Below are 15,404 nucleotides of genomic sequence, written 5' to 3' on the forward strand. Positions count from 1 at the left end.
TGTTAATAGGTGTAACAATTACTTTATGTTAGCTATTAAAGTATACTAAAAGCATGCTACTTTATAAAAATTCACTTCTTTAGATAGCTGAAAAAGTCGCTCTCGGAAGTATTAAAATTGTTTTTTTAGGGTAGGATATTTTATTTTAAAAATCCCTGTCATACGAAATTTAGCAAGAAAACGCATACTACTTGTATTACGTTTCCCTACTAAATTTCTAGCTCCTTGACAACAGACTTTTCAAAACACAGTAAATTACCAATATATGTATTTATTACAATACACCAATAGGGAATCCTTTTAACGGGCAACTGCCTGCTATCCATGCTACATTGTTACATGGTATATAGTGGATTCCCTTTTGCATTGTTTTACGAATATTTTCTACTAATTGTTTTGGATTATTAGCAGGATTTGGTCTAAGCTCGGCTAACGGATAACCATGTCGTGGATAATAAATTGCTCTATCATCTGTTCCTACTGTTCCATTACGAGGAAAATATTCTGATGCTATTAACCACCTTCTTGTGATGCGATCATATAATAAAAACTCCGGATCGGCACCTAATTTTAGATTAGTCCAACTCTCAGTTTTTGGTTTTTCTACAAACCTAATCTCATTGCTCCATAAGTTTTTTTCACGATTAATCCATTTACTCCATAATCCTAAAGACCGCTCAGATAAGTTATTGGCAATTTCTATAGACTGTACAAACTTTGTATCGCTATTAGAAACGCATACCGTCACTACACCAAAATCTAAACCCAATGAATAGAGCGTTTTTACTGCTATTTCACAAACAATTTTGGTTGTTTTAAGACTCATGTTTTTTATTTGCACATAATTTTTGTTTTTAGAATAACGAGCCATTACCCTAATAACTTGCAAATCAAAAACATCTATAATATACTTGGTTTTCCATCTATAATTGTGTGAATCGCTTCTAATATAATTAATTCTTTCTCCCTTTAAAATACTCTCTACTCTGTCTTCGTAATTTAAGATACTTATATTTTGGTTAAAAGTATAATAGGTACCTAAGCTTTCATTGTTATGAGAAAAATTTAGTACAACATCAGCTTTATCAATAACATCACAACTATTTATTCCGGACACCAAGGATCGTAATTTATTTACATTAGCATTAGAGCAGCCTGTAACGGCAACTCTCATTTACTCACCCCCTGGCCTGACAGTGAACCCAGCTAAATAACCTGCATAGTCTATAATTCTTCGCGATGAGAGTCTAGCACTCTGAGGTATTCTCTGGACATCTGTAGAAATATCACGTGCTGGACGAGAGTTAACTTCAATTAACCAAAGGTATCCGTATACATCCATAGCTAAATCAAGACCTAACTCTCCAAATTTTATTTGCATTGAACTCTCTAACTGGTTACATACGTCTATACTATAGTTAATTATTGCTGTTTTAAGCGTTCTATAGCTTGTATGTTTACCAGCATTTCTCTTAAGTATATAATAAACAGATGTTAAACTGCCTCCATGTTCAAAGTTGCTAACTTTGCTACCATCAGCGGCAACCCTACCAATGAATGTAGTAAATTTCCAATCACCTTCACTGTTTTTTTGCATTAACACTCTTATGTCTGCGGGTTTAGAATTAGCATAAGATAAATTTAATCCTTGCTGTACTATATATCTTTTACGTCTAATTAATCTTCCTACAAATTTAGATAATTCTTGCGGATGACCTACACACCAAGCACTCTCATCACCTTGCCAGTTGATATAATGGCCATAATATCCGTATCTGTTTTTGGTAACCCAGCAAATACCTTTACCATGGCTCCCATTCACAGGTTTAATATAAATTTGCCGATACCGATTTAACATGTAGTATATATCGTTCATGTCAACACATAATCTTGTTTCGGGCATGTGTCTTCGTATAGTAGAATTTGGAGATAAATGTTTGTAAACATCCCATTTATCAAGATAGCTTTTGTTAAAATAATTTGAGTTACAGGTATCTATTAAAAAGTTACGTGTTCTTCTTACTCTAGGCTTACGTTGAAGCCTTCTACTTAAAACACGGTCATATACTACATCTGGAATAGGAAATTTTCTTTTTACCCATCGTTTGCTTTTAAATTTAAAGTAATAGCCAGTTAATGTTAATTTACTGTAATCGATGTTTTGAGGTCCAAAAACGTAAACTAGTGCTCCATTACGTTGACCTGCCAATTGAATTTCCTGTATTAACCTATTAATTTCACCATAGGGGTTACTTGCAGACCCTGTTCTAATAGCATAAAGTCCTAATATAGGACCTAAACTCAGTTGATTAAAGCCTTGATTATAGTTTACTTTCACACTTATATCAGATGGTATATTTAGTTTCTTTAAAATAGCAGTGCTAATTTTAATAACTTCTTCATTATGGAATGATGTTAAATCTACTACTGCGTCACTAATGCAAGTACCAGCCTTAAGCTGGATGGCTTGCTTTGACCTAAAACTGCATATTCTTGCTAAACCTCTATTTGGTACAAACACAAGCTCATCTGAAACAATTTCTTCTATTCTATATGTTTTAATTTCCTTATGTTTCACAGTTTCACCTCAGTCTGGCATACAACTGCTCTTTTCTGGAATATAATATGTTTTTGTTTTAGAAAAGGGAACTATCAACTAGGGATATTTGGGTAGTACATATGGCATAATAATTGACTTAAATAACCTTAGTTTTAATACTAAACTATTTGTAATAGTTTAGTTAAAATCATTGATACTTTAAAATTGATTTATCACTCTATCTTGCTAATATTATATGATATAATTACATCTAATAATCGTTATAATTACTTAGGTTTTCATATAAAATTAACATACGGAGAAAAACCATGATTAAAAAACTTATTTTACTAGACCTACTTATTATTGTATTTATTTTTCCACTTAAAGTTAATGCTTTAACCGATATATCTGGTCATTGGGCAGAATCAGATATTATTATCTTAAGTAATGAGGGAATTATCAACGGTTATAATGATAAAAGCTTTAAACCCCAAAGCCCTATTAAACGTGATGAGTTTATTTGTATGGTTGTGAGGCTTATTAAAGAGCATGTTGGGAGTAATACTTTTAATAGTTTATTAACAAACACTAATAAAAACCTTCAGTCATGGCAAAAAGATTATAATAAGGTTTATTACAATTTAGTTTTACCAAATACCTACTGGGCAAAAAACACTATTAAGCAAGCTGTAGACTTAAGGCTTTTGCCATATGAATATAATACTACGCCTTTTTTAAATATAAGTGATTATCAAAAAAATATTACTAGAGGTGAAGCAGCTTATATTTTAACTATGGCTGCTAGTTATTATGATTTACATGCTGATAAAATGCTACAAAACTATGCTATTAAAAAAATTACAGACTTAAATAATACTCACCCTTACAAAAATGCCTTACTTAATGCTTATATTTTAGGAATAATATCTGGTTATGATGATAACACTATTAAGCCAAATAATAGCCTAAGCAGAGCAGAAGCTGTGGCCACTTTAATAAAGTTCTTTATACCATCAAGGCTTCAACCTTTTGCACCAGAGAGTACCCCATTTATTATGCTTAATAGTGTAGCTGGACCTCTCACATCATTACGATATTACCCACCACTCATAAATGATAAAATAGTATTAGATACCCTTAATTTTGTAAAAAGAATTGTAGAAGCCAAAGAAAAAACTAAGGGTTATATTCAGTTATTATATAACCCTAAAAACGCAACTCTAGGGGTTGAATTTTATAACTCTGAGTATGATTATAAACAATTAATAAATGCATCTTCACAATCAAGCTATAATCAAACAATACCTTATACCCTGTATATGACTTTAACAATTAGTCCCCAAAACATGCAAAAACATTCAGTATCAAAACGTGTTAACAAGTTAAATAGCAAATATAACCCTTATATGCTAATTACTTGGGGTAATGGATTTGAGCAAGATATTCTCAATAATCACAGTGAAGTTTTACAAGAGTTATTTTCTTATTTGTTTGACACTGAAGCAAGTGACTTTATGGAAAAATTAAAAAACTACTTAACCTATGGAGAAGGTGGGCTAACTACTTATAGGCAGTATAATGGTAGGTATGCATCTTGGAAACCATTGGGCCAGGGAGTATCCATAATAGAAATAATGGAATTAGACTGATGAGAGTGACCTCTCTCGGCATTACTGAGATAATTTTAAACTTCAGCATACAACTGTATTGCTTCGCCTTAGTTTATTTTTGCGCCAGAAAACATTTTCTCTATTCTACTTTTTTAAATGCATATGCTTCTTCTCTTCGTACCTTTTTTATTTACTTTTTCTTATTAACTTACACAGGCTGGCGTGGAAACCAGCCCCTACTTTGTCGTAGATGTTATTGTAACAAGTTGGTCAGCTTACATTGAGGTTGTACAAAGGCTGTTTAAAATATAAAGTCGACATATTTCCGGGGAAATATGTCGACTGTTCTTTTAAACATATCTTTCTATAAGTTCTCTGCGCAACCAGTCTATGCAACTTAACATAGCCCGTTTTCTAATACTATCTCTTGATCTATTGGGGAACAAGAACCTTTTAGTTATTACCTCACCATTTATATAGAGTCCACAGTAAACTAAACCTACTGGTTTGGTTTCGGTTCCACCAGTAGGACCAGCAATACCAGTAGTAGATAATCCTATGTTAGTACCAGCTGTTTTGGCAACACCTTCAGCCATTTCTGCTGCTACTTGGCAGCTGACTGCGCCAGTCTTTTTTAGACTATTACTGTTTACATTAAGTCTTTTAGCTTTTGCCTCATTACTGTAAGCAATAACAGCTTCTTTAAAAATTTTAGAAACTCCAGGTACATTAATTAACAGTGAACTTACTAAACCACCTGTGCATGATTCAGCACACGCTAAAGTTAGGTTATGCTTGTTAAGTAAATCTATTGTAACACTTTCAATAGTATCATCATCAACCCCAAAGATATTAAGCTTAAACCGTTTTCTTAACTCTTGTTCCATAGGCTCTATAAGTGCTAATGCTTCTTGCTCGTTATCTGCTCTGGCAGTTATTCTAAATGTTACCTGACCATATTTTGCATAGGGTGCAATGGAAGGGTTACTTTGGTTATCTATAATATCCCTAATAATCTCTTCAGCAGCAGATTCGCCTATTCCTAAGATTTTTAGAACCCGTGAACGCAGTATAATTTTGGTTTGCTTTTGTATCCAAGGCTTTATGTATAGTTGAAACATTGGTTTCATTTCAACAGGTGGCCCTGGCATTAAAAATACAGTTTTTTGATTGATTTGTAGCATACATCCAGGCGCTGTTCCATATTCATTAAAAAGAGGAGTTGAACCTACTGGAAAATTGGCTTGTCGCCAGTTGTTTTCGGTTAGGGTAAATCCTTTATCTATAAAACGTTGTTGAATCCAGTTAGCGGCATCTTCATTACGCTGTAACTCTAATGAACAGGCTTGTGCTAAAGCCTCTTTTGTTAAATCATCTTGAGTTGGTCCTAAACCACCGGTACTAATAACAATATCAGCACGTTGTAGGGCTAGTCCATAGGCCTCTTTTAATCTTTGGTGGTTGTCACCTATTACAACTTGGCGGTATACACTAACACCTAAAGAGGCTAACTCTTTAGCTATCCACGCAGCATTGGTATTAACTATGTCTCCAAGTAATAACTCTGTGCCAACACATAGTATTTCAGCAATCATTTTTTTCTCCTTTTCTATTTTTTGTAAATAACAAATAAAGATTTTATATTTACCTTAAAACTGACATTTTACAAATCGTTATCATATGTTTATAATAGAGATGAAAAGAATTCCTGCGATGTACGTTGTGATTTGCTATTCTCAAACCAACACATTAACATTGGGAGCTTAAGTCATTTAACGATGTAATGCCTTTTCGAAAGGACTACAAAAGTAAGTGAGATAGCACCCCCCTAGTAGCTAGGGCTTTGAGAATAAAGATCATACGGCATTGTGGGATTCAGTTTTCAAATTTATGTACGATTTACAAATTGTATAATTTACAGAATCTCTCTTATTATGATAAGAGTAGATTCTTTTTATTTTTAGCTAAAGTTGTTTTTATATGTACTCTTTTTAGGTATTTGGTAAAGCATTGTTAGCAAAGTTAGCATTTTGCCATGTTAATAGTTTAAGCTTTTTTCACAGTCTATGCCTAAAATAGTACTTTTATTGTTCTTCAACCTCTGTTTAATTACATCGGCTATTTTTTTAACAACTGTAGCAATTTACAGTTTTGATTTTTAACTGCAAAAGTTGCTAGTTTAGCTCTTCATGTTTGTAAGTTATAGCTTTAATATGGGTGAATTAAAAACCACAGCTATTGTTATATTTTCATGTACACTTTTGTTTATAACTAATGGTACAGCAATTTGTTTTGCCAGGTATTTTTATAATAGGGGTAGCCCATATATTATATATAAGGTAAGCTTGTTTATTTTAGGGTTATATTTATATCACAAAAATACAGGTTTAAAGTGCAAAAGAGCAAAGTATGTATTACCCGCTCTTTACTGTTATAAGTAACTTTTGATATTGCACCTTGCTACTAACATTTAATTACTATTATCTTAAAAGTGATTTTATTTGCGGCACTGCCTTTTTAGCTGCTTCTTCCCCTAATTTCACTAATTGATCAACATCATTTATAACATGAAAAGGTATATTGCGCATATCTGGTGATATTAAGACATCGGCAAATTGTCGTCCAATTGTAGCGTTATTTGTCATCATTAGGTTAAAAGTGGCGTAGAGTACTTCAAAATAACTTCCAGTATTTATTTGAGGAATAGAGTTAGAATGAAGGTCAACACCAACAACTATATCGGAGCCCATAGCTTTAACAATATTTGTGGGAACATTGTTTAAAACTCCACCGTCAACTAAAATTTGATCTTTACTCCTTATGGGAGAAAAAATACCCGGTACACAACTACTTGCCGTAACAGCATCTGCTACTTTACCAGTGTTAATAATAACCTCTTTACCCTTAAGCACATCTACCGCAACTGCACAATAAGGTATCTTTAACTCTTCTATATTACAGTCGCCTATAATTTTAATCATTATTTTACCAATAGTATTGGGATCATAACCAATGCTCCAACGTTTCCATTTTAAAACATCACGGGTTTTAAAATAGCGGGCATAACTTAACATTTCTACCCAGGAAACACCGGCTGCATAGGCGGCACCTATAATGCTACCTATGCTAGTTCCAGATACATAATCAAACTTTATTCTAAAATCATCAAAAACCTTTAACGCACCTATATGGGCAATGCCACGGGCAGCTCCTCCACCTAAAGCTAATCCTATTTTCTTTTTTTGCTCACCCATATTATCTACTCCTTAAACTATTTCGCTTTCTTTAGCCCATAATTTATTGTATAAACTTTTGGTTTGACCTTGCATAAGAAGTAGTTGTTTTTCGGCTCGTTTGTCCTTAGCTAAATGCGCAAACATTTGCTCACCCTCACGGTTACATAAACGATCGTGTAAAGGAAATACCTCTCTCAATAAGTACTGGGTGTATTTAACCAACCGATATGGTCCATAAGATCTCTCGTGTTCATTTGGTAAATTGGCTACAGCAACACTATAAAACTTTTTAATATTGGCAATTAAACACTCTGTTTGTAACTCTTCTGCAAATACAACTGTGTAAAACCAGCCAAAAAGCCTATTTATATTACAACCATGAGCATCACTGGCACCTAAAATGGCAATATTTCTCCCTTTAGCCCGCTCTTCTTGATACCTTGCTACCTGTAGTCTATTAGCATATTCTTCATGTGAATAAAATCCACCTAGTATTTCAACAGCATCAAATAAGCTATTTGCCATCATATAATCAATTACTGTGCGAGACACATAGTAGCCAGTCCAAACCTCCCAAAATGGGTGACAAAAAACTCCTAGACCACCATATTGCCTAATTTTTTCAAAGCCCCATTTTGAGGAGGCCAGCTGAAAACGAGCATCTTTATCTTGGATATGCATTAATTCTTTTTCGTTACGGTGTACCTGGTGATAATATTCTTCTTCATTTTTACGTACAAACTGGTTTAAACTGCTCTTACCACCAAAGTTAACAATATGTACAGGGTTATCTGGTAAATGAACTTCTTCTCCCTCACATATAAGTAAATCGGTTGCTGTTTCTGCAAAGCATTTTTGCGCCTCTAAAGATGGCTCATATTGATGGTGATCTGTTACTGCCATAAAATCGAAACCAACTCTTCTACAGCTAGCCGCTATAAAACCTGGAGACTCCTCCCCATCAGAGTAATAACTATGGGTATGGGTATCTCCTTTGTAAGGTCGTTTGCTGAATAAGTCTGGTTTTAGCGAATAAATACGTACGTTTAATGGTTCCATTTTTTCTTCAAGATCATTAATAATAATCATGTGCTCTTGTTCACCACTAAACAACTGCTCAATTACTAACATTCCGTTTTTAGCAACTGCTAATTTTGGCATTTCATATCTGTATTCACCGTGTGGAGAAATCCTCTCCATTGGGTAATACAATACCTCATACTCTGCACCTTCTTCGAATTGAACGTGCTCAAATAATGGCCTTATATGAATAGTTACGGTTTTATCTGCCGGAACTAGCTTTGGATAAATATCATAAAATTCTAGTGCTTTTTGCATAAAATCATCCCTTAAAAGTGATATAAGCATTATTCAACACCTAATTAATAAAACCTGCAAGTTTATTGTTACAAATCTATGTTTGCTTAGTTTTTTACATAATATTTTTGGTTTTAGCCTAATACTTACTATATAAGTATGGCTTTATTGAAAAATAATAATACTTTAGGCTTATATTTAAATTAATCTAAGAGGTAAACTAACAAATGGGGCTGTAGGTAAATATAAAAGCTTTTAAATAACATGTTAGAGAATTGCTTGGCTATGGTTTAAGCCTAAACTGCACCGAAATACGTTTAGCACAATGTGGTAATCTTAAGCTAATGGCTTGACTTTTGTTAGTCGAAACATGGAGTAAAAATTGTGAGGACGTAGCAAATTTTTTGGCAGTAATTGCATTTGGATACGTCAACAATGAGATTGGGTTTTGTGAGCACCTATTTAACACATAAAGACAGCCAGAAAACTAAAAATTCTATTTTCCGACCATCTTATAACACGTTACTTATTTTATTATTGTATATATTCTATATCTTTAATAGTGATTTCTATATAATTAAACTTAGATTGATCTAAGTCCCATTCAGCGTGACCAGCTAAAGGTAAATAAATGTCACTTAATACACCCCATTTATTAAGTGGAGTTGACCATTTACGAGCTATATTTCCTTCATCTGCCATATACCATCTATTACACTCAAAGTTTAAGAGTTTATTTTCGCTAATGGTTAACTCCGCAGTAGTAGTTATTGCTGAATCTATAAAAGTAGCCAGTAGTTTATTTTCTGCTGTTTGCTGATAATGCAGTTTATTACTTAAGTACATTTGAGGAAACCACATTATTTCATTCAGATAACGAGAGTGTGATCCTTCATTAACCTCTTTGCCAGTGGCATTCACTACCGTAAAAAATGGCAACACTTTAATTTTCATATAACCTTTGCCCTCTTGGTAAATGTCCATTCCTCTGATTATGGGTATCCCTAAAATTTTAATAGTAGTATTCCAAACAAAGGCAGGTTTATCTAGTCGATAATACTGTTCAGCTGTAAAGCTAAGCCATTTACCATTAGGCTTAAGTCTTATTCTACCCTGCTGTTCTAATCTAACTTTATTAACATATGGCTTACCAACTAAACCACTCTTAGCTAAATAGTTCTGCATAAGGGGTGGTAGTCTGTTTAAGTCTGCTTTAGATATTGTGCCCTGTGCTAGTGGTTTGTCTTTAAATATCTCTTTTACTTTAGCATTATAGGCCCTTTGAAAGCTATAATTACTATAGCTAAATGTTACAATTAAAAGTACAATTAGTACCATAACTATTTTTAAAAAAATTCTCATAATTAATCCTCCTTAGTACAGTAGTTTCTTTAAGTGGCCTACTGATTTTACCTTATCTTTACCTAAACACCGGGGTCCCCTCATTTTATAGAGCTTTTTGCCTTGCTTGCTCTTAACTTCTAGTCATTTTAAATACTTTAGAACCTAATATTATTAGCTCACCAATTAGGTAATATGTTACCCTTTATATTAGGTAGTATATTACCTAATTTAAATTATGTCAAGATTTGTCCTTTACATGTTCATTTTAAATATCTCAATAAAGTAGTATTTCCTGATTATTAGTAGTTAACCTCTTACATAAATACATATTAAAATTGAGAAAGTGCTGAATATGAGTTTGCGTTATAAAAGAAAAAGGTAGTAAAATAAAGGTATAATCAATAATAAAAAAAGATTTAGTAGCAACTCACTAAACCTTTTAATTCTTAATTACTATATTTGGTTATGACTTCATCAAGCATTTTAGCTGTTTCTGCAATTATCATATTACAGTCATTTTTATGCATAGCACGGAGTTCGTAACATTCTCTGCTACATAATTGTTTGTCGAAATAATCTATATAGTCTTTAACTATATCTTTTAAATGGGGACATTTATGGGCTTTTTCTATAGCAAATATTCGTCCAAGTATCATAACAGCACCTATCATAGCCCCGCAGGTTCCCCGTACGGCCATTCCTCCACCTAAACTAGCAGCCATTTTTTGGTCTTCCCGAGTTATACCTAAGTTATATGCTTTATTTGCACCGCAAACTATCTGTTCTGCTCAATTTAAATCTAATGCTTTCATATCTGTGTCTTTTAAAAATTGATATAACATTACGCTCTCCTTTCACTTTTAATATATCTTTCTTAATAATTCTCAATCTTAGTAATTATTCAATTACATTTATAAAATACCTGCCCATATCCTTAAAACATTGCATATTTTATTATTATTTATACATTGTATAAATAGTACACGTTATTTAGTGAGTACTTATTCTAGTCGATAATTTAACTGATTTGCTAGGATAATTTTTGTTTTTAAACAATGAGTCAATGTGATAAACAATTATATTTAAGAGCAATTAAAAAAACTTTATTTTTTTTAATCAAAAGTATTGACAAAATACAAAATTGAGTTTATTATTTAATTGTAATCATTACAAATTTGAAAGTAAAACAATTAACAATGAAAATAAACTATATAACTTAGGAGGTTATAAAAATGAAAAAACATGTATGTGGACCTTGCTTTTATGTGTATGAGCCTGAAATGACAGATGTAGACGGTAACCCCATGTCTTTTGAAAATTTACCTGAGGATTGGGTTTGCCCAGTTTGTGGTGCAGGTAAAGAAGCCTTTGAAGAGCAAGAAGAGTAGCGCTAATAAGTTTAGTTGATTTGATTTTAACCCTAAATGCGATTAATATTAACAGTACTTAACTGATGAAAAAGAGCATGTTAGTAAAGTATTACCCAAAAATTACTATGTACTACTTTATTGACTTCTTTTTCAACAGTCAGCCAGAAGGTACATAATAACTTACTGGCGAATAATTAACAAACTTTATTATAGAAGAGGAGAGTTTATAATGAAATATGTATGTACAGTTTGCGGTTATATTCATGAAGGTGATGAAGCCCCAGAAAAATGTCCTATTTGCGGTGCCCCACGTGAAAAGTTTAAGCTATTAAACGATGAAATGGATTTTGCTGATGGCCACGTAGTTGGTGTTGCTAAAGGCGCTAATGAAGAGGTTGTTGAAGGTTTAAGACAAAACTTTCAAGGTGAATGTATGGAAGTAGGCATGTATTTAGCTATGAGTAGACAGGCTGAAAGAGAAGGTTATCCAGAAGTAGCTGAAGCATTTAGAAGATATGCATTTGAAGAAGCTGAGCATGCTGCAAAGTTTGCTGAATTACTTGGTGAAGTGTTAACTGACTCTACAAAGAAAAACTTGTCTCTAAGAGCTCAAGCAGAACATGGCGCTTGCGCTGGTAAAAAAGAGTTAGCCACCCTAGCTAAAAAACTTAACCTAGATGCTATTCATGACACAGTTCACGAAATGGCCAAAGATGAAGCGCGTCATGGTCAAGGTTTTAGAGGTTTACTAAAGAGATATTTTAGTTAATAATATAAGGGCACCGTATTAGCATAGAGGCTAATACGGTAGCCTATTGTTACTCTTTAAAAGAACAGGGTGGAAAAATCCCCACCCTAAATGTATAAATTAGAAAGAAGATGGTATTGTGACAATTAGTGAAATTAAAGCGCATTTAACTGAACATGGAGTTAAACCATCTTTACCAAGAATAAAAATATTTGATTATTTAATTAAGTATAAATCTCACCCAACAGTTGATGAGATTTATAATGCCTTGTCTTCTGAACTAGTTACGCTATCTAAAACAACTGTATACAATACACTTGATTTATTTATAAAAAATAATATAGCTATTGCAATACTTATTGAAGATAAAGAAACAAGATACGATGCCGATACCTCCAACCATGGTCATTTTAAGTGTACTCAATGTAATAAAGTTTACGACTTTGATTACGATTTATCTAACTACCAAATTGAACAGCTTAAGGGGTTTAAAGCAACAGAGTACCATACCTATATTAAAGGTATTTGTAAAGAATGTTATAAGAGTTTAAAGCACTGAGTTATAGTTATAGCCTATTCCCCTACTCAGGGCTTCTTTTTTTTTAAAGGCTTTCAGCCTTTGTTGGGGGTAATTGTTATATTTAAAAAATATAACAATTACGGGGTGGACTTGCCTACGGCTTCGTGGAGTGGGTATTCCCTTGGAATACGGGGTGGGCTTCGCGGATTAGCTCCTTACCAATACATTTTTAACCAAGTATAGTAGAGTTATGTTACCTACCGCGCTAGCCCAATCCGTGAACGCAGTGAACCCACTCCGTATCTCGCAGAGGTACCCACCCCGTTTGTCATCAGCAAACCCTAACCATATAAATAGAGTGGATAATTGTTTTATTCTATTTTTAATGTAACGATTTTTTACATTACATTCCATAAATCGTAGCACAATTATGGGGTGGACTTGCCTACGGCTTCGTGGGGTGGGTATTCCCTTGGAATACGGGGTGGGCTTCGCGGATTAGCTCCTTACAATACACTTTTAACTTACCATTACATCAGCCAAAATCTTTTTTTAAAAATAGTAGCAACTATTGTGTTGCTTAATTTCCGCTCTAGCCCAACCCGTGAACGCAGTGAACCCACTCCGTATCTCGCAGAGATATCCACCCCGTTTGCCATCAGCAAACCCAATCCGCTATAAATGGAGTGGATAATTGTTTTTATTCTATTTTTAAATGTAACGATTTTATTACATTACATTTCATAAATCGTAGAACAATTACGGGGTGGACTCGCCTATCGGCTTCGTGGTGGGGGTATTCCTTTGGAATACGGTGGGGGCTTCGCGGATTAGCTCCTTACAATACACTTTTAACTTACCATTACATCAGCCAAAATCTTTTTTTAAAAATAGTAGCAACTATTGTGTTGCTTTAACTTCCGTGCTAGCCCAACCCGTGAACTCAGTGAACCCACTCCGTATCTCGCAGAGATACCCACTCCGTTTGCCATCAGCAAACCCAAACCGCTATAAAAAAGCTCGCCACTAAAGGCGAGCGTATTTTAAAGCATTAATGTTTAGGCAATAAATCAAGTGGTGGCACAGCGTTAGCTGGTAGTGGACATTTATAAGGGTTGTCTTTTGTTTTAGCCTTAAATTCTGCCTGTGCCTTTTTTACAAGCTCTTGGTCATGTAATAACTTACTTGCAGTTAGTGCCATTGCTTTAGCGGCATATATTAGCCCTTTATGACCTATGCTCATGCCTGAGCAAGACACAACTTGCCACGAGTGTCCTGGGGTACCCAATGCTAAACAAGCTGTTGTTATTTGACCTGTTGCTGTGATCCAACTTACGTCAGATACATCTGTAGAGCCAGCACCACATTTACCTTTATCTAAAGGATCTATTACCTCATCATGAAGATAAGTACTTTTGTATTTTTCATATAAGTTATTAACACGTAATGACTTAACTTTCATAGGCTCAAATGTTTGTGTCAATTCTTTAGCAAAATTAATTTCTGTTTCACTCCATTTGGGAGCCCCTATTTCTTTAAGGCTCTCGAGCATTACATCACCTATAGTATCATTGGGTAAGTAGTTATAAGCTGCTGCAAGAATATTGTAATCCATGGTTGTTCCTGTCATTATAGCTGCACCTTTAGCTACATCTACTACTCTCTCAAATATTTCGTCTACATAGTCTCGGCGTGGTGCTCTAACATAATACCATACCTGTGCTTTATCAGGCACAACATTTGGCTCACCACCCCCATTGGTTATTACGTAATGTATACGAGCATCGGGTATTACATGCTCTCTTAAGTAGTTTACACCTACATTCATTAACTCAACTGCATCTAAGGCTGATCTACCATTGTGGGGATCTCCTGCAGCATGAGCTGTTTTTCCATGAAAGTTAAATTTAACAGAGTTCATGGCATTACAGCTACCTGCCCAAGTTGTGTTCATTTGACTTGGGTGCCAAGTTATAGCTAAATCAAGGTCATTAAATAAACCCTCGCGTGCCATAAATACTTTGCCAACTAGGGTTTCTTCAGCAGGGCAGCCATAAAATACTATTGTACCTTTAAGATTATCTGCTTTCATTTCTGCTTGCAAACCTAAAACAGCACCTAAAACAGCAGCGCCATATAAGTTATGTCCACAGCCATGACCTGGAGCATCATTAATTAGAGGTTGTTTAGTTGTTTGAGCTTTTTGGCTTAAATGTGGTAAGGCATCATACTCAGCTAAAAATCCTATTTTAGGCTTACCGTTACCCCATGTGGCAGTAAAAGCAGTCGGCATTCCTGCCACTGCACTCTCTACCTTAAAGCCATGTTTTGTTAGTACCTCTGCTAACAGTTTCGATGACTTGTGCTCCTGTAAACCAACCTCAGCATATTGCCATATTTTATCACTCACATCAATATAACAAGTCTTGTGCTCTTCAATAAACTTAACAGCTTTGTTTACCATTTTTATGCCCCCTTATTAAAATAATAAATTTAATAATACTTAATAACACTTTTACAATTCATAAATTTATGTATAACATAAAAAAATAAATACTATATTAAAAGATAAGTTTGGGTTTAGTTAGGTCATAGTTTTAATCAACAACAGGTTGATCAATAAAAATAATAGGATATTAAAGTTTTAGGTTATAAAACGAAGTAAGATTAGTCATGTTGCGGATTATACTGTTAGATGTTTAGCTTAATTAAGAATT

Annotated in this window: 12 protein-coding genes and 1 other RNA gene; 5 read left to right on the plus strand and 8 right to left on the minus strand. The window is 33.9% G+C overall.

What is annotated here, in order from left to right; translation table 11 throughout:
• Positions 1 to 274: 274 nt before the first annotated feature.
• Positions 275 to 1,174, minus strand: a complete 900-nt coding sequence (locus IMX26_RS07295) for a hypothetical protein (RefSeq protein WP_195161014.1) — start codon at positions 1,172 to 1,174, stop codon at positions 275 to 277.
• The gene (locus tag IMX26_RS07300) at positions 1,175 to 2,578 is read right to left on the minus strand and encodes a YheC/YheD family protein (RefSeq protein WP_195161015.1); all 1,404 of its coding nucleotides are present in this window, start codon (positions 2,576 to 2,578) and stop codon (positions 1,175 to 1,177) included.
• Positions 2,579 to 2,868: 290 nt separating this feature from the next.
• On the opposite strand from IMX26_RS07300, the gene IMX26_RS07305 reads away from it, so the two are divergent.
• Positions 2,869 to 4,191 (plus strand): S-layer homology domain-containing protein, encoded by a 1,323-nt coding sequence (locus tag IMX26_RS07305; protein WP_195161016.1) that lies wholly within the window; start codon positions 2,869 to 2,871, stop codon positions 4,189 to 4,191.
• 311 nt (positions 4,192 to 4,502) lie between these two features.
• On the opposite strand, the gene IMX26_RS07310 is transcribed toward IMX26_RS07305, so the two are convergent.
• Positions 4,503 to 5,747: a competence/damage-inducible protein A gene (locus IMX26_RS07310; RefSeq protein ID WP_195161017.1), complete on the minus strand. Its 1,245-nt coding sequence runs from the start codon at positions 5,745 to 5,747 to the stop codon at positions 4,503 to 4,505.
• A 107-nt stretch (positions 5,748 to 5,854) separates the two neighbouring features.
• Between IMX26_RS07310 and ssrS the strand changes: the two genes are divergently transcribed.
• Positions 5,855 to 6,030: non-coding RNA, 6S RNA (gene ssrS, locus IMX26_RS07315), on the plus strand.
• A gap of 602 nt (positions 6,031 to 6,632) precedes the next feature.
• Here ssrS and IMX26_RS07320 read toward each other — a convergent pair.
• The 4 genes from IMX26_RS07320 to IMX26_RS07335 form a co-directional block, all read right to left on the minus strand.
• Complete coding sequence (locus IMX26_RS07320) at positions 6,633 to 7,406, minus strand: patatin-like phospholipase family protein (protein ID WP_195161018.1); 774 nt, start codon at positions 7,404 to 7,406, stop codon at positions 6,633 to 6,635.
• 12 nt (positions 7,407 to 7,418) lie between these two features.
• Complete coding sequence (locus IMX26_RS07325) at positions 7,419 to 8,756, minus strand: hypothetical protein (RefSeq protein ID WP_195161019.1); 1,338 nt, start codon at positions 8,754 to 8,756, stop codon at positions 7,419 to 7,421.
• Positions 8,757 to 9,239: 483 nt separating this feature from the next.
• Positions 9,240 to 10,067 (minus strand): DUF6544 family protein, encoded by an 828-nt coding sequence (locus tag IMX26_RS07330; RefSeq protein ID WP_195161020.1) that lies wholly within the window; start codon positions 10,065 to 10,067, stop codon positions 9,240 to 9,242.
• A 428-nt stretch (positions 10,068 to 10,495) separates the two neighbouring features.
• Positions 10,496 to 10,828 (minus strand): C-GCAxxG-C-C family protein, encoded by a 333-nt coding sequence (locus IMX26_RS07335; RefSeq protein WP_195161361.1) that lies wholly within the window; start codon positions 10,826 to 10,828, stop codon positions 10,496 to 10,498.
• A 453-nt stretch (positions 10,829 to 11,281) separates the two neighbouring features.
• On the opposite strand from IMX26_RS07335, the gene IMX26_RS07340 reads away from it, so the two are divergent.
• The 3 genes from IMX26_RS07340 to IMX26_RS07350 all read left to right on the plus strand — a co-directional run bounded on the left by IMX26_RS07340 (position 11,282) and on the right by IMX26_RS07350 (position 12,726).
• The gene (locus tag IMX26_RS07340) at positions 11,282 to 11,437 is read left to right on the plus strand and encodes a rubredoxin (protein ID WP_195161021.1); all 156 of its coding nucleotides are present in this window, start codon (positions 11,282 to 11,284) and stop codon (positions 11,435 to 11,437) included.
• A gap of 208 nt (positions 11,438 to 11,645) precedes the next feature.
• The gene (locus IMX26_RS07345) at positions 11,646 to 12,188 is read left to right on the plus strand and encodes an NADH peroxidase (RefSeq protein WP_195161362.1); all 543 of its coding nucleotides are present in this window, start codon (positions 11,646 to 11,648) and stop codon (positions 12,186 to 12,188) included.
• A 118-nt stretch (positions 12,189 to 12,306) separates the two neighbouring features.
• Complete coding sequence (locus IMX26_RS07350; RefSeq protein WP_195161022.1) at positions 12,307 to 12,726, plus strand: Fur family transcriptional regulator; 420 nt, start codon at positions 12,307 to 12,309, stop codon at positions 12,724 to 12,726.
• A 1,012-nt stretch (positions 12,727 to 13,738) separates the two neighbouring features.
• Here the strand turns inward: IMX26_RS07350 and IMX26_RS07355 are convergent.
• The gene (locus tag IMX26_RS07355) at positions 13,739 to 15,151 is read right to left on the minus strand and encodes a M20 family metallopeptidase (protein ID WP_195161023.1); all 1,413 of its coding nucleotides are present in this window, start codon (positions 15,149 to 15,151) and stop codon (positions 13,739 to 13,741) included.
• Between the last annotated feature and the right edge of the window lie 253 nt (positions 15,152 to 15,404).

This window comes from Clostridium sp. 'deep sea', assembly GCF_014931565.1.
Lineage (GTDB): Bacteria > Bacillota > UBA994 > PWPR01 > PWPR01.

Excerpts from the sequence above, each read along its gene's own strand:
- IMX26_RS07320 (WP_195161018.1), bottom strand. The coding sequence starts at position 7,406 with ATGGGTGAGCAAAAAAAGAAAATAGGATTAGCTTTAGGTGGAGGAGCT.
- IMX26_RS07310 (WP_195161017.1), bottom strand. The coding sequence starts at position 5,747 with ATGATTGCTGAAATACTATGTGTTGGCACAGAGTTATTACTTGGAGAC.
- IMX26_RS07355 (WP_195161023.1), bottom strand. The coding sequence starts at position 15,151 with ATGGTAAACAAAGCTGTTAAGTTTATTGAAGAGCACAAGACTTGTTAT.
- IMX26_RS07330 (WP_195161020.1), bottom strand. The coding sequence starts at position 10,067 with ATGAGAATTTTTTTAAAAATAGTTATGGTACTAATTGTACTTTTAATT.
- IMX26_RS07305 (WP_195161016.1), top strand. The coding sequence starts at position 2,869 with ATGATTAAAAAACTTATTTTACTAGACCTACTTATTATTGTATTTATT.
- IMX26_RS07325 (WP_195161019.1), bottom strand. The coding sequence starts at position 8,756 with ATGCTTATATCACTTTTAAGGGATGATTTTATGCAAAAAGCACTAGAA.
- IMX26_RS07340 (WP_195161021.1), top strand. The coding sequence starts at position 11,282 with ATGAAAAAACATGTATGTGGACCTTGCTTTTATGTGTATGAGCCTGAA.
- IMX26_RS07295 (WP_195161014.1), bottom strand. The coding sequence starts at position 1,174 with ATGAGAGTTGCCGTTACAGGCTGCTCTAATGCTAATGTAAATAAATTA.